A 14,930-nucleotide genomic window follows, 5' to 3' on the forward strand; every position below is an offset into this window, starting at 1 on the left:
GGACACGGGCAGCCCGCGATCGGAACGGACCGGCTGCCTCAGACCCCGACGGGCTCCCGCTCCGAGGACTCCGCGGAGTCGGTCTCCGCGGCTCGGGCCCCGCCGGTGAGCTTCTCGCCTTCCACGTCGACCTTCGGCAGAATCCGCGCCAGCGGCTTCGGCAGCCACCAGGCCCACCGTCCGAGCAGCGCGAGCACCGCCGGTACGAAGGCCATCCGGACGACGAGTGCGTCGAAGAGCACGGCGATCGCCAGACCGAAACCGATCGTCTTGATCATCGACTCGTCCGCGGTCACGAAGCCCGCGAAGACCGACATCATGATCAGCGCGGCAGCGACGACCACCCTTCCGCTGGCGCGGAACCCGCTGACAACCGCCTGCTTCGGGCTCTCTCCGTGCACGTACGACTCGCGGATGCGGGAGACGAGGAAGACCTCGTAGTCCATCGCCAGGCCGAAGACGATGCCCACCAGGAAGATCGGCATCATGCTCATGATCGGTCCGGCCTGTTCCACACCCAGCAGCTCCGCGCCCCAGCCCCACTGGAAGACGGCGACCACGGCACCCAGCGCGGCCAGCACCGACAGCAGGAAGCCGAGCGTGGCCTTGAGAGGTACGAGCACCGAGCGGAAGACCACCATCAGCAACAGCAGGGCGAGGCCGACGATCAGGATCAGATAGGGAACGAGGGCGTCCTGGATCTTCTGCGCGACGTCGATGTTCAGCGCTGTCGTCCCGGTCACCTCGAAGGTGGCTCCGGTACCTGCCTCGATCGGAGCCCGGTCGCCGCGGATGGTGTCGACGAGCTCGACGGTGGCCGTGTCGGTCGGGCTGGTGGACGGCACCGCCGAAAGGACCGCGGTGTCACCGGCCTCGTTGAAGCGGGGTGCGGACACCGACTCCACACCGTTCGTCCCGGCCAGTCGGTCGTGGATGTCCGTCACCGCGCTCCGGGGATCGGCCGAGCCCTGGGCGTCCACGACGATGGTGAGCGGCCCGTTGAAGCCGGGGCCGAAGCCCTCGGCGAGTGCGTCGTAGGCCCGGCGTTCCGTGGAGGAGACGGACTTCGACTCGGCGCCCGGCATGCCCAGTTGCAGATCCAGCACGGGGAGGGCGATCACCCCGAGGCCGATCACCGACGCGATCAGGACCGGAATCGGCCGGCGGGTGACGAAGCGGGCCCAGCGGCTGCCACCGTTGTTCCTGGGCTCCGTGTGGACGTCCTCGGCGCACGCGGAGGCGACGGCGGCATCCGCGGCCCGCACGGCGGCACGCCGACGGGCACGACGCCCCGCACCGGAAGCGGCGCTGCGCGATGCCGCCTTCCTGGCGCCCTTCGCCACCTTGCGCAGACGACGGGGCAGAACGGCGTTCGGCCAGAAACCGAGCAGGGCGGGGACCAGGGTGAGCGCGACCAGGATGCCGACGGCGACCGCTCCGGCCGCGGCGAAGCCCATGGTGGTCAGGGTGGGAATACCGACGACGAACAGACCTGCCAGGGCGATGATCACGGTGAGTCCGGCGAAGACGACCGCGGAGCCGGCCGTCCCGACCGCCATCCCGGTGGCTTCACGTGCCGTGCGGCCCTTACCGCGCTCCTCGCGGTAGCGGGAGACGACGAACAGGGCGTAGTCGATGCCGACCGCGAGGCCGAGCATGGACGCCAGCGAGCTGGTCGACGAAGAGAGGCCGAAAGTACTGGCCAGCGCCCCGATCGCCAGGACGGACACGCCGACACCGACGACGGCGGTCAGCAGCGGCAACCCGGCCGCGACCAGTGAACCGAACGTGATCACCAGCACCAGGGCGGCCACGAGCACACCGATCCCCTCGGCGGGCCCACCCGCCTCCACCTGGTCCGCGAGGGCGTCGCCGCCCACCTCGACGGTCATCCCGCTCGCACGGGCCTCGTCGATCGCGTCCTGGACAGGCGCCCTCTCCGCGTCGGTGAGATCGTTCGCGGTCTCCTTGAACGTCACCGTGGCGTACGCGGTTCCGCCGTCGTCGCTGACGGCCCCAACCGCGAACGGATCCACCGCCGACGCGACCGCGTCGGCGCCGGCGGCCTCGGACACCACGTCCTCGACGACAGCCCGGTTCTCGCTACCGGTGACGAGCTCTCCGTCCGGCGCGACGAACACGACACGGGCGGTGGCCCCGTCCGAGGCGGCGCCGGGGAAGCGCTCCGCCATCAGGTCGTAGGCCTGCTGGGACTCGATTCCCGGCATGGTGGTGGGGGAGTCCTCGGCCTGCGGAGCGACGGCCGAACCGACCGCGGCGCCGACCAGGACCAACCCCCACAGGGCGATCACGAGCAGGCGCCGGTGAAAGGCCCCTAGGCCAAGGCGGTACAGAAAACTGGCCACGGTGAGAGGCCTTCCGGTGGGAGTCGTGCGGACTCCTCCACTCTCTCCGGGCACGCGTCGGCGGGCGTCGTGCGTCTGCCGTCATCCGCCCTACTGCGCTGGTGGTACATCCCGGCCGGGCGACGTCCGGACGCACGGCCCCAGCGCGTGACCCCGGGGCCTGGGCGGTCCTGGTTCAGCCGAGATCCTCCCGCCCGAGCCACGAGGGGACCTCGGGTACGTCCGCGTCCCAGGGCCCGGACGGTGCGGACCCGACGGGCTCGGAGCGGACCGCAGGAGCCCGCGGCCCGTACGGGCGAGCGGGCTCCGGCGGCGGCTCCGGAGCGGCGGCCACAGGTCCGGACGCGCCGTCGGGCACGTACTCCGTCCCGCTGTCGGAGAGCAGCTCCGCCACCGAGAACCGGCAGTGGAAGTCCTGCCACACACCGGTCAGCACCAGCAGGAACCCGTCACCGTGCCGGTAGAGCACCCGCCTCCTCGGGCTCCCCGGATGCATCGGCCGGAAAACCTCGGCCCGGGCCCGCAGCACCGCCAGCGCCTCGTCCCGGGTGCCCTCCATCTGCCCCAGAACCTCCGGCGACCACACCCGGTGCTTACCTCCGAGCCCGTGGTTCTGTTCGACGATCAGTCCCCACACGGTCATCCGCCGCCCCCTCTCCCCGTCGTCGGCGCGAACGCGCCCACCGCCCGCGCGACCCGGTGCACCCGGACCCGCCCGGCGTACCATGGTGCACGATCTTCCAGTCGTCCGGTATCCGCCCGAGCCACGAGCCGGAGGCCCACGCGATGAACGACGCCGACCCCGGGATCTTCGGCACCCGTACGGTCACCTGGCAGATGCACGCCGACCCGATGATGTGGGTCGCCGGAGTGCGGGCCCTCTACCTCCAGGCGCTGCACCCGCGCGCCGTGCGGGGCGTCACCCAGAACAGCGACTTCCGCAGGGACGCCTGGGGCCGGCTGCTGCGCACCGCCGACTTCGTGGGCGTCCTCACCTACGGCACCACCGACGAGGCGGAGGAGGCCGGAGCACGGGTCCGCCGGATCCACAGCCGCATCACGGCCACCGACCCGGCGACCGGCGAAACCTACGGCGTCGGCGAACCCGGACTGCTCCTGTGGGTGCACTGTGCGGAGATCGCCTCCTACCTCGAAGTCCAGCGCCGCTCCGGCTACCCGCTGAGCGACGAGCAGGCCGACCGCTACGTCGACGAACAGCGCCGCAGCGCACGGCTCGTCGGGCTCGACCCGGCCACGGTCCCGGACACCACCGGCCGGCTCGACGCCTACTTCGACCGGGTCCGGCCCGCGCTCGCGGCTTCCGAGGAGGCCACGGAGGTCGACGACTTCCTGCGCCGCCCGCCCGTCCCCGCACCGCTGGTGCCCGCCCGCGCGGTGGTCTGGCGCCGGGTCGCCGCGCTCGCCTACGACTCCCTGCCGCCGTACGCCCACGAGCTCTACGGCCGCCCCGCCCCGCCCGCCGCCACCGTCGACCGGCGGCTGCGCGCCACCGGCCGGCTCCTGCGGGCCGTACCCGCGCGGCTGCGCCGGAAGCTGCCGCCCCGCAGGATCGAGACCGCGATGGCCCGACTCGGCCCCGGCAGCCGACCCGACCCGCGCCGACTGCCGGGACGGGCCGCCATACTGGATCCGCCGGGGAGGGCGCGTACGTAACGGAGCGACGGGGGCGAGGGCGGACCATGGCGGAGACCAGGCTGATCCAGGGCCGGTACCAGCTGCTCGATCTGATCGGGCGCGGCGGAATGGGCGAAGTGTGGCGTGCTCGCGACGAGTCGCTGGGCCGCCAGGTCGCCGTCAAATGCCTCAAGCCCTCCGGCCCCCCGCACGACCGCTCCTTCACCCGCGTCCTGCGCGAGCGGTTCCGCCGTGAGGCCCGGGTGGCCGCCGCCCTCCAGCACCGGGGCGTCACCGTCGTCCACGACTTCGGAGAACACGAAGGCGTCCTGTACCTGGTGATGGAACTGCTCGAAGGGCGCAACCTCGGCCAGCTCCTGGAGGACAACGACAGGCGGGCGCTGCCCGTCGACGACGTGATCGACATCGCCGAACAGATGGCCGACGCCCTGGGCTACACCCACCGGCAGGGCATCGTGCACCGCGACCTGAAGCCCGCCAACATCATGCGGCTCACCGACGGCACGGTGAAGATCTGCGACTTCGGCATCGCGCGCCTCGCCCAGGACATCGGCTTCACCTCCAAGCTGACCGGTACCGGGATCTCGATGGGCACCCCTCACTACATGTCGCCCGAGCAGATCGGCGGGGTCGGCGTCGACCAGCGCAGCGACCTCTACTCGCTGGGTTGCGTGCTCTACGAGATCGCCACCGGGGTACCGCCGTTCGACCTGGACGACGCCTGGGGCATCCTGGTCGCCCACCGGGACACACCGCCCCGTCCGCCGCGCGCCCACCGCGCCGGGCTCCCCGAGTTCTTCGAGCGGGTCGTACTCGACTTGCTGGCCAAGTCTCCCGAACAGCGTCCACCGGACGCGGCTTCCGTGCGGCGGCGGATCGTCCTCGCGCGTACCGGCGGCGAGCGGGAGACCGGCCAGGCCGGACACCCGTACCTCCTGTCGGCCTCACGCCCCGCGCTGCCCCCGACCACCGATCCGGGTGAACTGCCCCTCTGGACCCGGTCGATGACGACCGGCAGACGGGCCTTTGGCACGCGGCACGGCGACGCCGAACCGGTCGGCCACGCCGCCGCGCTGACCGGCGCGTGGACGACCGGCGTCCGCCCTCCAGCCCTCCCGGCCGCAGGCGCAGTTTTGGCCTCCGACGCGCTCCGGTCCCTGGCCGCACGCCACGAGGAGGGCCTCGCCCTCTCCCGCCTCGGGCGCTGGGCGGAGGCGGGGGAGATCCACCGCGCGGTCGTGGCGGAACGCGCCCGGCTGCTGGGTACCGCCCATCCCGATGTACTCGCCGGCCGGTACGAACGAGGTGTCTGCCTCAGCCGCACCGGGCACGACACCGAGGCGCTGGGGGAGTTCGGCCAGGTGGCCGAGGAACGGGCGAGCACGTTGGGGCCCGACCACCCCGATACCCTGGCGGCCCGTCAGGAGACGGCGTACGTCCTCGGACGCCTCGGGCGGCACGCGGAGGCGCACCGGGTGTACGCGGCGGTGCTCACCGCCCGGGAGCGCACGGCGGGCCCCGACCACCCGGACACCCTGGGCTGCCGCCACGACCTGGCGTTCAACCTCGGCCGGCTGGGCCGCGCGGAGGAGTCGTACCGGATGTCCCTCGAAGTCGCCGACGCGCGTGCCCGGGTCCTCGGCGCGGGCCACCCCGACACCCTCGCGACCCTCTTCGAAGTGGGATACGCCCTCGGCCGGGAGGGGCGGTGGCAGGAGGCCCTGGACACCTACACGCGGGTCGCGCGGGGCCGGGTCCTCGTGCTGGGCGCCACCCACCCGGAGACGTTCTCCACACGCCAGGAGATCGGCATCTGCCTCGGCCGCCTCGGACGGGGCGCGCAAGCGGCGGAACTCTACCGCGCCCTCGTGCACGACCGGACCGAAGCGACCGGGCCCGACGATCCGGAGACGCTCCGGGCCCGGCACGGTCTGGGCGTCAGCCTCGGACGCCTCGGCCAGTGGGAAGGGGCGCTGGCCGAGGCGCGTGCGGTCTTCGCCGCACGAGAACGCACCCTGGGCCCCGACCACCCCGACACCCTCGTCAGCTGCCGCGAGATCGCCGTCTCGCTCGGATGGCTCGGCCGCTGGGCGGAAGCGCTCGTCCTCTACCGGCGGGTCGCCGAGGCCCGTACCCGAGTGCTCGGCGTCGGTCACCCCGACGCGGTGACGAGCCGCGACGACGAGGCCCGCTGCCTCCAACAGCTGGGCCACACAGCCACTTTCACGGGAGCCCCACAGCCCTCGGTGCCGCCCGCGCCGTCCCGACCGGGAGTGCCGCCCCACCGCTGAGCTTCGTCGCGCGGTCGAGCCCCGTCACGCCGTTGAGCGCGATGCCCTCGCCGAGCGCGACAGCCGCACAGGAGGGAAGCCCGTACCGTGCGGATTCGGCCCGTCTCCGTGATGCGGGTGAGGAGCGGAGCACCTCCCCGGTCGCTCCGCGCCACACCCGCGCGTTCCTCCCCTCCCGGCACGGCCGGATCGCGTCCTACCGCACCTGACGGCCCGTCCGGACCCTGGAAACATGGGGGATACCGGAAATACCGCGCCAGGACCGGACAGTGCCGACCACATCTACCAGGCTCTCCTCGAAGGTGCCATCGCCCCGCGCCCGCCCCATCCGCCCGAGTGCCCCTTCTGCGATCTCCGCCAGGACCGCTACCCCACCCACTACGCCGACCACTGGGTCCTCCTCGAACCCCGTACGACCGTCGCCGCCCACACGGTCCCCCCGCACGACCGCTGGATCATCACGCCGGACGGCAGAGCCATGAACCTCTGGGATTCCGAACCCCTCCCGGGTGCCCGCTGCCGCATCCCGCACCGCCTCGTCTGCCCGTATCTGCGACCGGGGGACTTCGGAGCGTGGATCACCCTCCTGCGACAGGAGAACGGGCGCAGAAGGGGCCGGCTCTTCGACCTTCCCGAGGACGGGGCTTCGCCGGTCGATCACTGACGGCCTACCGGGTGAGGGCGCGTGCCGCTCGGACGAGGTCGGCGTTGCTGCCGGCGGGCATCCCGTCCGGCAGCCGCAGCACGTCTTCGAGACCGATCCGCATGTCCAGCCCGAGGGAAGCCGCCATCCCCAGGACGGCCCAGGCGGCGTCGTCCTCGCCGTGGAGGAGGACCGTCGACTCCGTGGCGGCGCCGAGTTCTTCCAGAAGCCCAGCCGCCGCCTGGACCGCGGTCCGCGGATCGACGTCCGTGATCTCGGCCAGGACGCGCAACACACGGTGGCGGTCCGACCATTGGAGGAAGCGCTCCGCCGCGTGCGTCCCCGAGAAGATGCCCGCCTCGACGCCGATGCCCCGGTCCAGCAGGGCGGCGGCGACCGTGGCTGCGCCGTCCTCGTGCCAGTTCACCGAAGCGTGATCGGGCAGCACCGTCCAGGAACGGACCTGCGCGGCACGCTCCGCAGGGTCCGGCGCCGTCCAGGCTCCCGTCGTCACGCCGACTCGGACCCCGGGAGCGGCAGCCCGCACGGCGGTGACGGCCGCGGCGACGGCGGCGGGATCCAAGGTGTCCTCGCCGTCGTGGTTCTTGGGGTGGAGGTGGATGTCGCGGGCGCCGGCTGCGACGGACGCGCGGGCCGACGTGGCCAACTCCGCCGGATTCATGGGGAGATGAGCGCATTCGGAGCGGACGCGGGCACCGTTCAGGCAGACTTGCAGCATGGGCTTGATCCTCGCACGCGGGGCCGGTGCGGGGCCGGTGTACAAAAACGCGGTCGTGGGCTCCGTTGCAACCACCGGCTCCGGGGGCCCCTATCTCCTTGGTCAAGCTGTTGGGGTGGCCCCGGTGGCGGGCGTGCGTCAGGCGTCTGCGGCTGTGCCGATGCCTGCGTATTCGTAGATCCAGCCCGCAGAGGTGTCGGGGGCTGGAACTGCCAGGTAAGTGTGTTTGGCGGCGGAGTTCCAGGGGCCTGATGTTCGACCGGGGCGACCTCGGAAGCCTGCGGGCGGGAGTCCTGACCGGTCGAGCTCGACGATTTTGGTCCGTCCGTGGAAGGGGCCGCTGACGACCTTGATGCCGACGGTGGTCCACCGCGCGCAGGAGAGCGGCATCGAGCCCTTCGGCGCGTCCCGGGACCACTCGCTGTGCACATGACTGTCCACGGGCAATGTCACGACTCTCCCCGTTCACCCGGCGCGTCGAGCGGCGCCGTGATCGTCCGCCGCGAGCACGCCGGGTCCCGCACGGTCCGGCCGGCCCGTGGTCGGCGGCGGCACTCCGCCCTGCTGACCGGACGTACTTTGTCGACGCCCCACGATCACCTCCCGGGTCGGGTCCCTGGAACAGCCTGCTGACCGCCGGACTCCACGTCGAAGTGCGGGCCCGGGCGCGGGTGCCCGGCGTGTCGCGCCACCCCGTGACTCGCCGCGACACGCCGGGAGCGCACTCCGCGACACGCCGGGAGCGGCTCCCGCCCTGCCCCGGAGCCCGTGAGCCCCGACTCGCGCGCACCTCTGGCAGGGCGCGGACGTCACGTGTTACCAAGGCGGATGACCGTACCCCGAAGCACGCTCCAGCAGAGATACGACGCCGTGATCGTGGGCGGCGGACACAACGGGCTGGTGGCAGCCGCGTATCTCGCCCGGGCCGGGCAGTCCGTCCTCGTGCTGGAGCGGCTGGGGGCGACCGGTGGCGCGGCCGTCTCCACCCGCCCGTTCGCGGGCATCGACGCCAGGCTCTCCCGGTACTCCTACCTGGTCTCCCTGCTGCCGGACAAGGTGGTCCGCGACCTCGGGCTGCGCTTCACCACGCGCAGGCGCACGGTCTCCTCGTACACCCCGGCCGTGCGCGGCGGGGCGGCCACCGGCCTGCTCGTCGGCGACGGCCGCACCCGGGAGAGCTTCGCCGCTCTCACCGGCGGCGACCGTGAGTACGACGCCTGGCAGCGGTTCTACGGCATGACGCGCCGAGTGGCCGAACGCGTCTTCCCGACCCTCACCGAACCCCTCCCCGAACGGGACGAGTTGCGGGCCCGCGTCGGCGACGAGACCGCGTGGCGGACTCTCTTCGAGGAACCGCTCGGCGTCGCCGTGGAGGAGCGGTTCGCCGACGACCTGGTGCGCGGGGTCGTCCTGACGGACGCGCTGATCGGGACCTTCGCCGACGCCCACGATCCGGAACTGCGGCAGAACCGCTGCTTCCTCTACCACGTCATCGGCAACGGCACGGGTGACTGGGACGTGCCCGTCGGCGGCATGGGCGCCCTCACCGACGCGCTCGCCGACGCCGCACGATCCGCCGGCGCCGAGATCCGCACCCGGCACGAGGCGGTACGGATCGAGACGGACGGCACCCGCGCCGAGGTCACCGTCCGCGACGACCGGGGCGAGTACACCGTCGCCGCCCGCCGAGTCCTGGTCAACGCCTCACCCCGGGCTCTCGCCGCGCTCACCGGGGAGGCGGCCGAACCGTCCGCCCCGCCCGAGGGCTCCCAGCTCAAGGTGAACATGCTGCTCACCCGGCTGCCCCGGCTGCGCGACCGGTCCGTCGACCCCCGCGCAGCCTTCGGCGGTACGTTCCACATCGCCGAGGGGTACGAAGCGCTGGGCGCCGCCCATCGCGAGGCGGCGGTGGGGCGGCTGCCGAGCGCGCCGCCGTCCGAGATCTACTGCCACTCCTTGACCGATCCGTCGATCCTCGGTCCAGGACTCGCGGAACGCGGGTACCAGACCCTCACCCTTTTCGGACTGCACACCCCGGCCCGGCTGTTCGCCGCCGACAACGCGGGCACTCGCGAGGCCCTCCTCGCCGCCACCCTGGCGCAACTCGACGCCCATCTGGAAGAGCCGATCGCCCACTGCCTCGCCCGTGACGAGAACGGCGCCCCCTGCGTCGAGGCGAAGACCCCGCTCGACCTGGAGCGGGAACTCGGCCTGCCCGGCGGCCACATCTTCCACCGGGACCTCTCCTTCCCGTACGCCACCGAGCACACCGGCCGCTGGGGCGTGGAGACTTCGCACGCCAACGTCCTGCTGTGCGGCGCGGGGGCGGTGCGCGGCGGCGGGGTCAGCGGGGTCCCGGGCCACAACGCGGCGATGGCCGCGCTGGGGCGCTGACGGGGACCATCGGGGTACTGTCCACCGCGCACGCGCACCGCGGAGCGGCTCAGTCGGCCGAAGGGGCCCAGCCGACCGCCGTGACGCGGGCCGCGTCGGTCGGCCGGGCCTCGTCGAAGAGCACCCGGCTGCCGTCCGTCACCCGGATGGCGTCGGCGTAGACCCCACGTCCCACGTACAGCTTGTCCGTCGCGTAGCGCCAGCGCAGCGCGATCTCCTGGCCACGCCAGGCGCCCAGTTCCGCGTCCACGGTGTGCCAGACCCGCCCGGACCAGCCGGACACGGCTCCCGTCGGGTGTGCGGTCGCCATACCGTGCGCTCCGGCACCGGCGGGCGCGGTGGTGAACGGAACCGGCTGCCAGCCGGCGCCCGCGTCGGTGGACACCTCCAGGTACAGGGCGTCCGAATCCGGCTCGGTGTCCCACCAGAGGGCGCACTCCAGCCGGGCCCGGGTGGAGTCGGCGCGCAGCGCGGGGAGCGTCAGCAGGGCGCTGGCAGCGCTCGCCATCCCGGAGAACCACGCGGTGCGTCCGTGCGCCGGGCGGACCGCGACGGCACGTGCCATCCGGTCGGCGGTGGCGACGCGTGGCGCGCTGCCGGAGCGCCAATTGCGCACCGGGTGGACCGAGTTGCCAAGCACGATCAGGAAGGAGTCGGTCGTCGGGTCGATCACCAGGCTGGTGCCGGTGAACCCGGTGTGGCCGGCCGTGCGAGGGGTGGCCATCGCGCCCATGTACCAGTGCTGGTGGAGTTCGAAACCCAGCCCGTGCGCGTCGCCGGGGAAGGCGGTGTTGAAGTCGGTGAACATCAGCTCGACCGACTCCTCGGACAGGATGCGGGCACGCCCGTAACTCCCGCCGTTGAGCAGTGTGCGGGCGAGGATCGCCAGGTCCCAGGCGCGGGAGAAGACCCCGGCGTGCCCGGCGACCCCGCCCAGCGAGTAGGCGTTCTCGTCGTGCACCTCTCCCCGGACGAGCCCCCGCTCCAGCCCGGACCACGGCAGCCGGGCGTCCTCGGTGGCCGCGATGTCCGGCAGCCAGGACGCGGGCGGGTTGTAGCGGGTGCGCCGCATTCCGAGGGGTTCGGTGATCTCCTCCCGGAGCAGGACGTCGAGCGTCCGGCCGGTGATCCTCTCCAGGATCAGCTGGAGCGAGATCAGATTGAGGTCGGAGTAGAGATACGCGGTCCCCGGGGCGGCGACGAGGGTTTCGTCCCAGACGAGCTGGAGCTTCCCTTCGCGGGTCGGCGCCTTGTAGAGGGGGATCCAGGCCCGGAAACCCGATGTGTGGGTCAAGAGTTGACGTACCGTCACCTCGCTCTTGCCGCCCCCGGCGAACTCCGGGAGGTACGAGGCGACCGTTGCCTCCAGTGTGAGCCGGCCGCGTTCGATCTGCTGCACCGCCAGGATCGAGGTGAACAGCTTCGACACGGACGCCAGGTCGAAGACGGTGTCCTCGGTCATCGGCACCTGCTGGTCGGCGGGCAGCTCCACGCCCGTATCGGTCTTCTCGTCGTACGACGAGTAGCGGACCGCCATCCCGATCGGCCGGTGCAGTGCGACCGTGCCTCCGCGTGCCGCGAGCAGGACCGCCCCGGCGTACCAAGGGTGTTTGGGGGAGTTCTCCAGGTAGGTGCCGGCCACCTCGACGAGTTCGCTCAGCCGCTCCTCGATCAGTCCGGCCCGTCCGGCTGAGCCGTGCCGCAGGGTGGGCCGCTTCGTCGCCGCCGTCATGGCCGCCCCCTCTCCCGTGCTCGAAGCCGCCGCCGTCCCGGGGGCCTCCGTGTCGCGTTCGGCGCCCGTCGCCACACCCGCCAGGGGGAGCGGTGCCAGGGCGAGAGCCCCGCCGAGTGCGAGTATGCCGCCACCCAGCCTCCGCCGGCCGATTCCGAAATTCTTCGTGTCCCCGGTCATCCGTGACCCCTCTCGGTCCGTGTCCCACTCGCGTGAAAGTAACTTCCGAAAATGCGTCCGATCGTGAAACTTGCTGCCGAGGAGAGGGTACTGTCGTCGCCGCTGATCCGTACGGGGTCGGGCACAGCAGAAATTGACGTCCCGTCAAGAGGGGGGCGGGTGAACGCCCGGACCCGGCGCCCGCGCCACCCTTGACCGACGGCCCCCGCCCGCACAGGATTCCGGCCATGACAGGTGTACGAAGCAGCACGGTCGACAGCGTCCTTACCCGCAGTGCCCGGCGCACCCCCGACCGCACGGCGATCCGGTACGCGGACAGGTCGTGGACGTACGCGGCACTGGACATCGCCGTCACGACCGCCGCCGCCGTCCTGACCGAGGAGCACGGGCTGCGGTTCGGGGACAGGGTCGCGACCTACGCGCACAACTCCGACGTCTACCTGATCGCCTACCTCGCCTGCGCCCGCGCCGGGCTGATCCACGTACCGGTCAATCAGAACCTCACCGGAGCGGACCTGAGCCACGTTCTCGACCAGTCCGGCAGTTCCCTCGTGCTCGCCGATCCGGATCTCGCCGAGCGGGTCCCCGCCGGACACGCGGTCCGGGCGCTGCGGGATGCGTCCGGATCCCTGCTCGAAGGCCTCGCCACGGCCCGCCCGTTCACCCCCGAGCGTGCCCCCGACGCCGACGACCTGGTCCAGCTGCTCTACACCTCCGGCACCACCGCGCTGCCGAAGGGTGCGATGATGACGCACGGTGCGCTCGTGCACGAGTACGTCAGCGCCGTCACCGCGCTCGGCCTCGACGCGGCCGACCGGCCCGTGCACGCGCTGCCCCTCTACCACTCCGCGCAGATGCACGTCTTCCTGCTGCCCTACCTCGCGGTCGGCGCGGAGAACACCGTCCTCGACGCTCCCGACCCGGGCCGGATCTTCGACCTCGTGGAGGCGGGGCGGGCCGACAGCCTCTTCGCCCCGCCCACCGTCTGGATCGCTCTCGCCAACCACCCGGAGTTCACCACCCGCGACCTGAGTGCCCTGCGCAAGGCGTTCTACGGGGCTTCGATCATGCCGGTGCCCGTGCTGGAACGGCTCCGCGCCCGCCTGCCGGGCCTCGCCTTCCACAACTGCTTCGGCCAGAGCGAGATCGGGCCGCTCGCCCTCGTCCTTCGCCCCGACGAGCACGAGGGGAGGATGGACTCCTGCGGCCGGCCCGTCCTCTTCGTCGAGGCACGCGTGGTGGACGAGGACGGCACGGAGGTCCCGGACGGCACCGCCGGTGAGATCGTCTACCGCTCACCGCAGTTGTGCCAGGGGTACTGGGAGCGGCCGGAGGAGACCGAGGCGGCCTTCCGCGACGGCTGGTTCCACTCCGGCGACCTCGCGGTGCGCGACACGGAGGGCTACTTCACCGTCGTGGACCGGATGAAGGACGTCATCAACTCTGGCGGCGTCCTCATCGCGTCCCGGCAGGTGGAGGACGCCCTCTACACCCACCCCGAGGTGGCCGAGACCGCAGTCGTCGGACTGCCCGACGAACGCTGGATCGAGGCCGTCACCGCCGTGGTCGTCCTGCGCGACGGGGTGACCGCCTCCGAGCCCACTGCAGCCCGGCTGATCGCCCACGTCCGTGAGCGGCTCGCTCCCTTCAAGGCCCCGAAGAGAGTGATCTTCGCGCAGGCCCTGCCGCGCAACGCCAGTGGCAAGATCCTCAAGCGCGAGCTCCGCGAGTGGTACGCGAAGGGCGCTGGATGAGCCCTCCGCCCGTCCGCTCCGCGCGCCCCGGCAGGACCGCGGACCGGACGACGGCCGCCGAAGATCGGCCTGCGGGCTGCGAGGTCCGCCAGACCCGTCGGACCTACCATGACCCCATGAGCGGCGAGCGAGACCTGCGTACCCTCCTGAGCACCATGAGGCCCGAGCTGAACGACGGCCGGTACGTCTTCACCAGCGTGCGCCGGGACTCCGTACCGGCAGGCGTCTCGCCCGTCGTGACGGTCATGGAGCGGGAGGGGCTGACCCTCGTCCTGCCGGAGTACGAGGCGAGGGAGGCCGGCCTTCCCCACACCTTCGTGGCGGGCTGGATCACCCTGCGGGTGCACTCCGCCCTCGACGCGGTGGGGCTCACCGCCGCCGTCTCCCTCGCGCTGACGGACGCGGGTATCAGCTGCAACGTGATCGCCGGCTACCACCACGACCACCTTTTCGTCCCGTACGAGCGGGCCGCCGAAGCCGTCACCGTGCTGGAGTCGCTCGCCGCGGAATAGCCGTTCCCCGGGGCCCCCGGGCGCCCGGGGGATGCGGTGCCCGGTTCGCTCCGACCCCGCGCGGGCCCGGATCCGCGACGTGAGCCGGGCCACGTAACATGGCTGCATGTCCTTCCTCCGCCGTCGCAGCGCCGCCACTCCCGCCGGCCCGGACTTCGATGTCCTCGCCATGGACCCGGGGGACTGGCCCGGGAACCTCGGTGCCGGTCTGCTGCCCGCGCCCGACGGCACCTGCCAGGGCGTCTTCCTCCGGTACGACCTCTACGGTGGCCGCGGTCCGGCCATGATCATCGGGAACCTCCCGGCGGGCTCGCCCGCCCGTGAGACCGAGGAGGGCCAGGTCCCCTTCGAGGTCGCGCAGCTGCTCCTCGCCCTGGAGAACGACGAGCCGGTGGAGGTCACCGCCACCGAGGACCTCCCCGTGATGCAGGGCGACAACCTGCTGATCGTGCGCCGCGTCAAGCTCTCCGAGACGCGCATCGCCTGCGTGCAGTTCGACCGCAGCGACGGCGTCCTCGTCACGATCGCCAGCTGGGACCGCCCGATCACCGACGACCTCTACGCGCTGCTCAAGCCGCTGCCCGCGGAACTCTTCCAGCAGGGCTGACGCGCAGGCCCCGAGCGCCGACGAAACGTCCCTGCGGCCGACGGAGAGGGTTCCGT

11 protein-coding genes are annotated in these 14,930 nt (G+C 72.4%); 7 read left to right on the forward strand and 4 right to left on the reverse strand.

Annotation, left to right across the window (positions count from 1 at the left end; genetic code table 11):
- Nucleotides 1–38: 38 nt before the first annotated feature.
- Both ACFWEP_RS20805 and ACFWEP_RS20810 read right to left on the reverse strand, forming a co-directional pair.
- Nucleotides 39–2,366, reverse strand: coding sequence for an MMPL family transporter (locus ACFWEP_RS20805; RefSeq protein ID WP_387371772.1), 2,328 nt, complete (start codon nt 2,364–2,366; stop codon nt 39–41).
- Nucleotides 2,367–2,541: 175 nt separating this feature from the next.
- On the reverse strand, nt 2,542–3,009 hold the full coding sequence (locus tag ACFWEP_RS20810) for a hypothetical protein (RefSeq protein ID WP_387371773.1): 468 nt from the start codon (nt 3,007–3,009) through the stop codon (nt 2,542–2,544).
- A 143-nt stretch (nt 3,010–3,152) separates the two neighbouring features.
- Between ACFWEP_RS20810 and ACFWEP_RS20815 the strand changes: the two genes are divergently transcribed.
- From ACFWEP_RS20815 to ACFWEP_RS20825, 3 genes are all read left to right on the forward strand, one after another.
- A complete protein-coding gene (locus ACFWEP_RS20815) occupies nt 3,153–4,040 on the forward strand; it encodes an oxygenase MpaB family protein (protein ID WP_387371774.1) in 888 nt (295 codons plus the stop codon).
- A gap of 26 nt (nt 4,041–4,066) precedes the next feature.
- Nucleotides 4,067–6,313 (forward strand): tetratricopeptide repeat protein, encoded by a 2,247-nt coding sequence (locus ACFWEP_RS20820; protein ID WP_387371775.1) that lies wholly within the window; start codon nt 4,067–4,069, stop codon nt 6,311–6,313.
- Between the two features lie 232 nt (nt 6,314–6,545).
- Nucleotides 6,546–6,977 carry a DUF6083 domain-containing protein gene (locus tag ACFWEP_RS20825; RefSeq protein WP_387371776.1) on the forward strand — a complete coding sequence of 144 codons (432 nt, stop codon included), beginning with the start codon at nt 6,546–6,548 and terminating at the stop codon, nt 6,975–6,977.
- A 4-nt stretch (nt 6,978–6,981) separates the two neighbouring features.
- Here ACFWEP_RS20825 and ACFWEP_RS20830 read toward each other — a convergent pair whose 3' ends face one another.
- A complete protein-coding gene (locus tag ACFWEP_RS20830) occupies nt 6,982–7,695 on the reverse strand; it encodes a 3-keto-5-aminohexanoate cleavage protein (RefSeq protein ID WP_387371777.1) in 714 nt (237 codons plus the stop codon).
- Between the two features lie 828 nt (nt 7,696–8,523).
- Between ACFWEP_RS20830 and ACFWEP_RS20835 the strand changes: the two genes are divergently transcribed.
- Nucleotides 8,524–10,089: a phytoene desaturase family protein gene (locus ACFWEP_RS20835; RefSeq protein WP_387371779.1), complete on the forward strand. Its 1,566-nt coding sequence runs from the start codon at nt 8,524–8,526 to the stop codon at nt 10,087–10,089.
- A gap of 49 nt (nt 10,090–10,138) precedes the next feature.
- Here the strand turns inward: ACFWEP_RS20835 and ACFWEP_RS20840 are convergent, their stop codons facing one another.
- Nucleotides 10,139–12,001, reverse strand: a complete 1,863-nt coding sequence (locus tag ACFWEP_RS20840) for a serine hydrolase (RefSeq protein ID WP_387371780.1) — start codon at nt 11,999–12,001, stop codon at nt 10,139–10,141.
- A 227-nt stretch (nt 12,002–12,228) separates the two neighbouring features.
- On the opposite strand from ACFWEP_RS20840, the gene ACFWEP_RS20845 reads away from it, so the two are divergent.
- The 3 genes from ACFWEP_RS20845 (at nt 12,229) to ACFWEP_RS20855 (ending at nt 14,874) form a co-directional block, all read left to right on the forward strand.
- A complete protein-coding gene (locus tag ACFWEP_RS20845) occupies nt 12,229–13,755 on the forward strand; it encodes a fatty acyl-CoA synthetase (RefSeq protein ID WP_387371781.1) in 1,527 nt (508 codons plus the stop codon).
- 116 nt (nt 13,756–13,871) lie between these two features.
- A complete protein-coding gene (locus ACFWEP_RS20850) occupies nt 13,872–14,267 on the forward strand; it encodes an ACT domain-containing protein (RefSeq protein ID WP_387371782.1) in 396 nt (131 codons plus the stop codon).
- A gap of 106 nt (nt 14,268–14,373) precedes the next feature.
- Nucleotides 14,374–14,874, forward strand: a complete 501-nt coding sequence (locus tag ACFWEP_RS20855; RefSeq protein ID WP_328723407.1) for a hypothetical protein — start codon at nt 14,374–14,376, stop codon at nt 14,872–14,874.
- The last annotated feature ends 56 nt before the right edge of the window (nt 14,875–14,930 follow it).

Source organism: Streptomyces sp. NPDC060198, assembly GCF_042728415.1.
Taxonomy (GTDB): domain Bacteria; phylum Actinomycetota; class Actinomycetes; order Streptomycetales; family Streptomycetaceae; genus Streptomyces.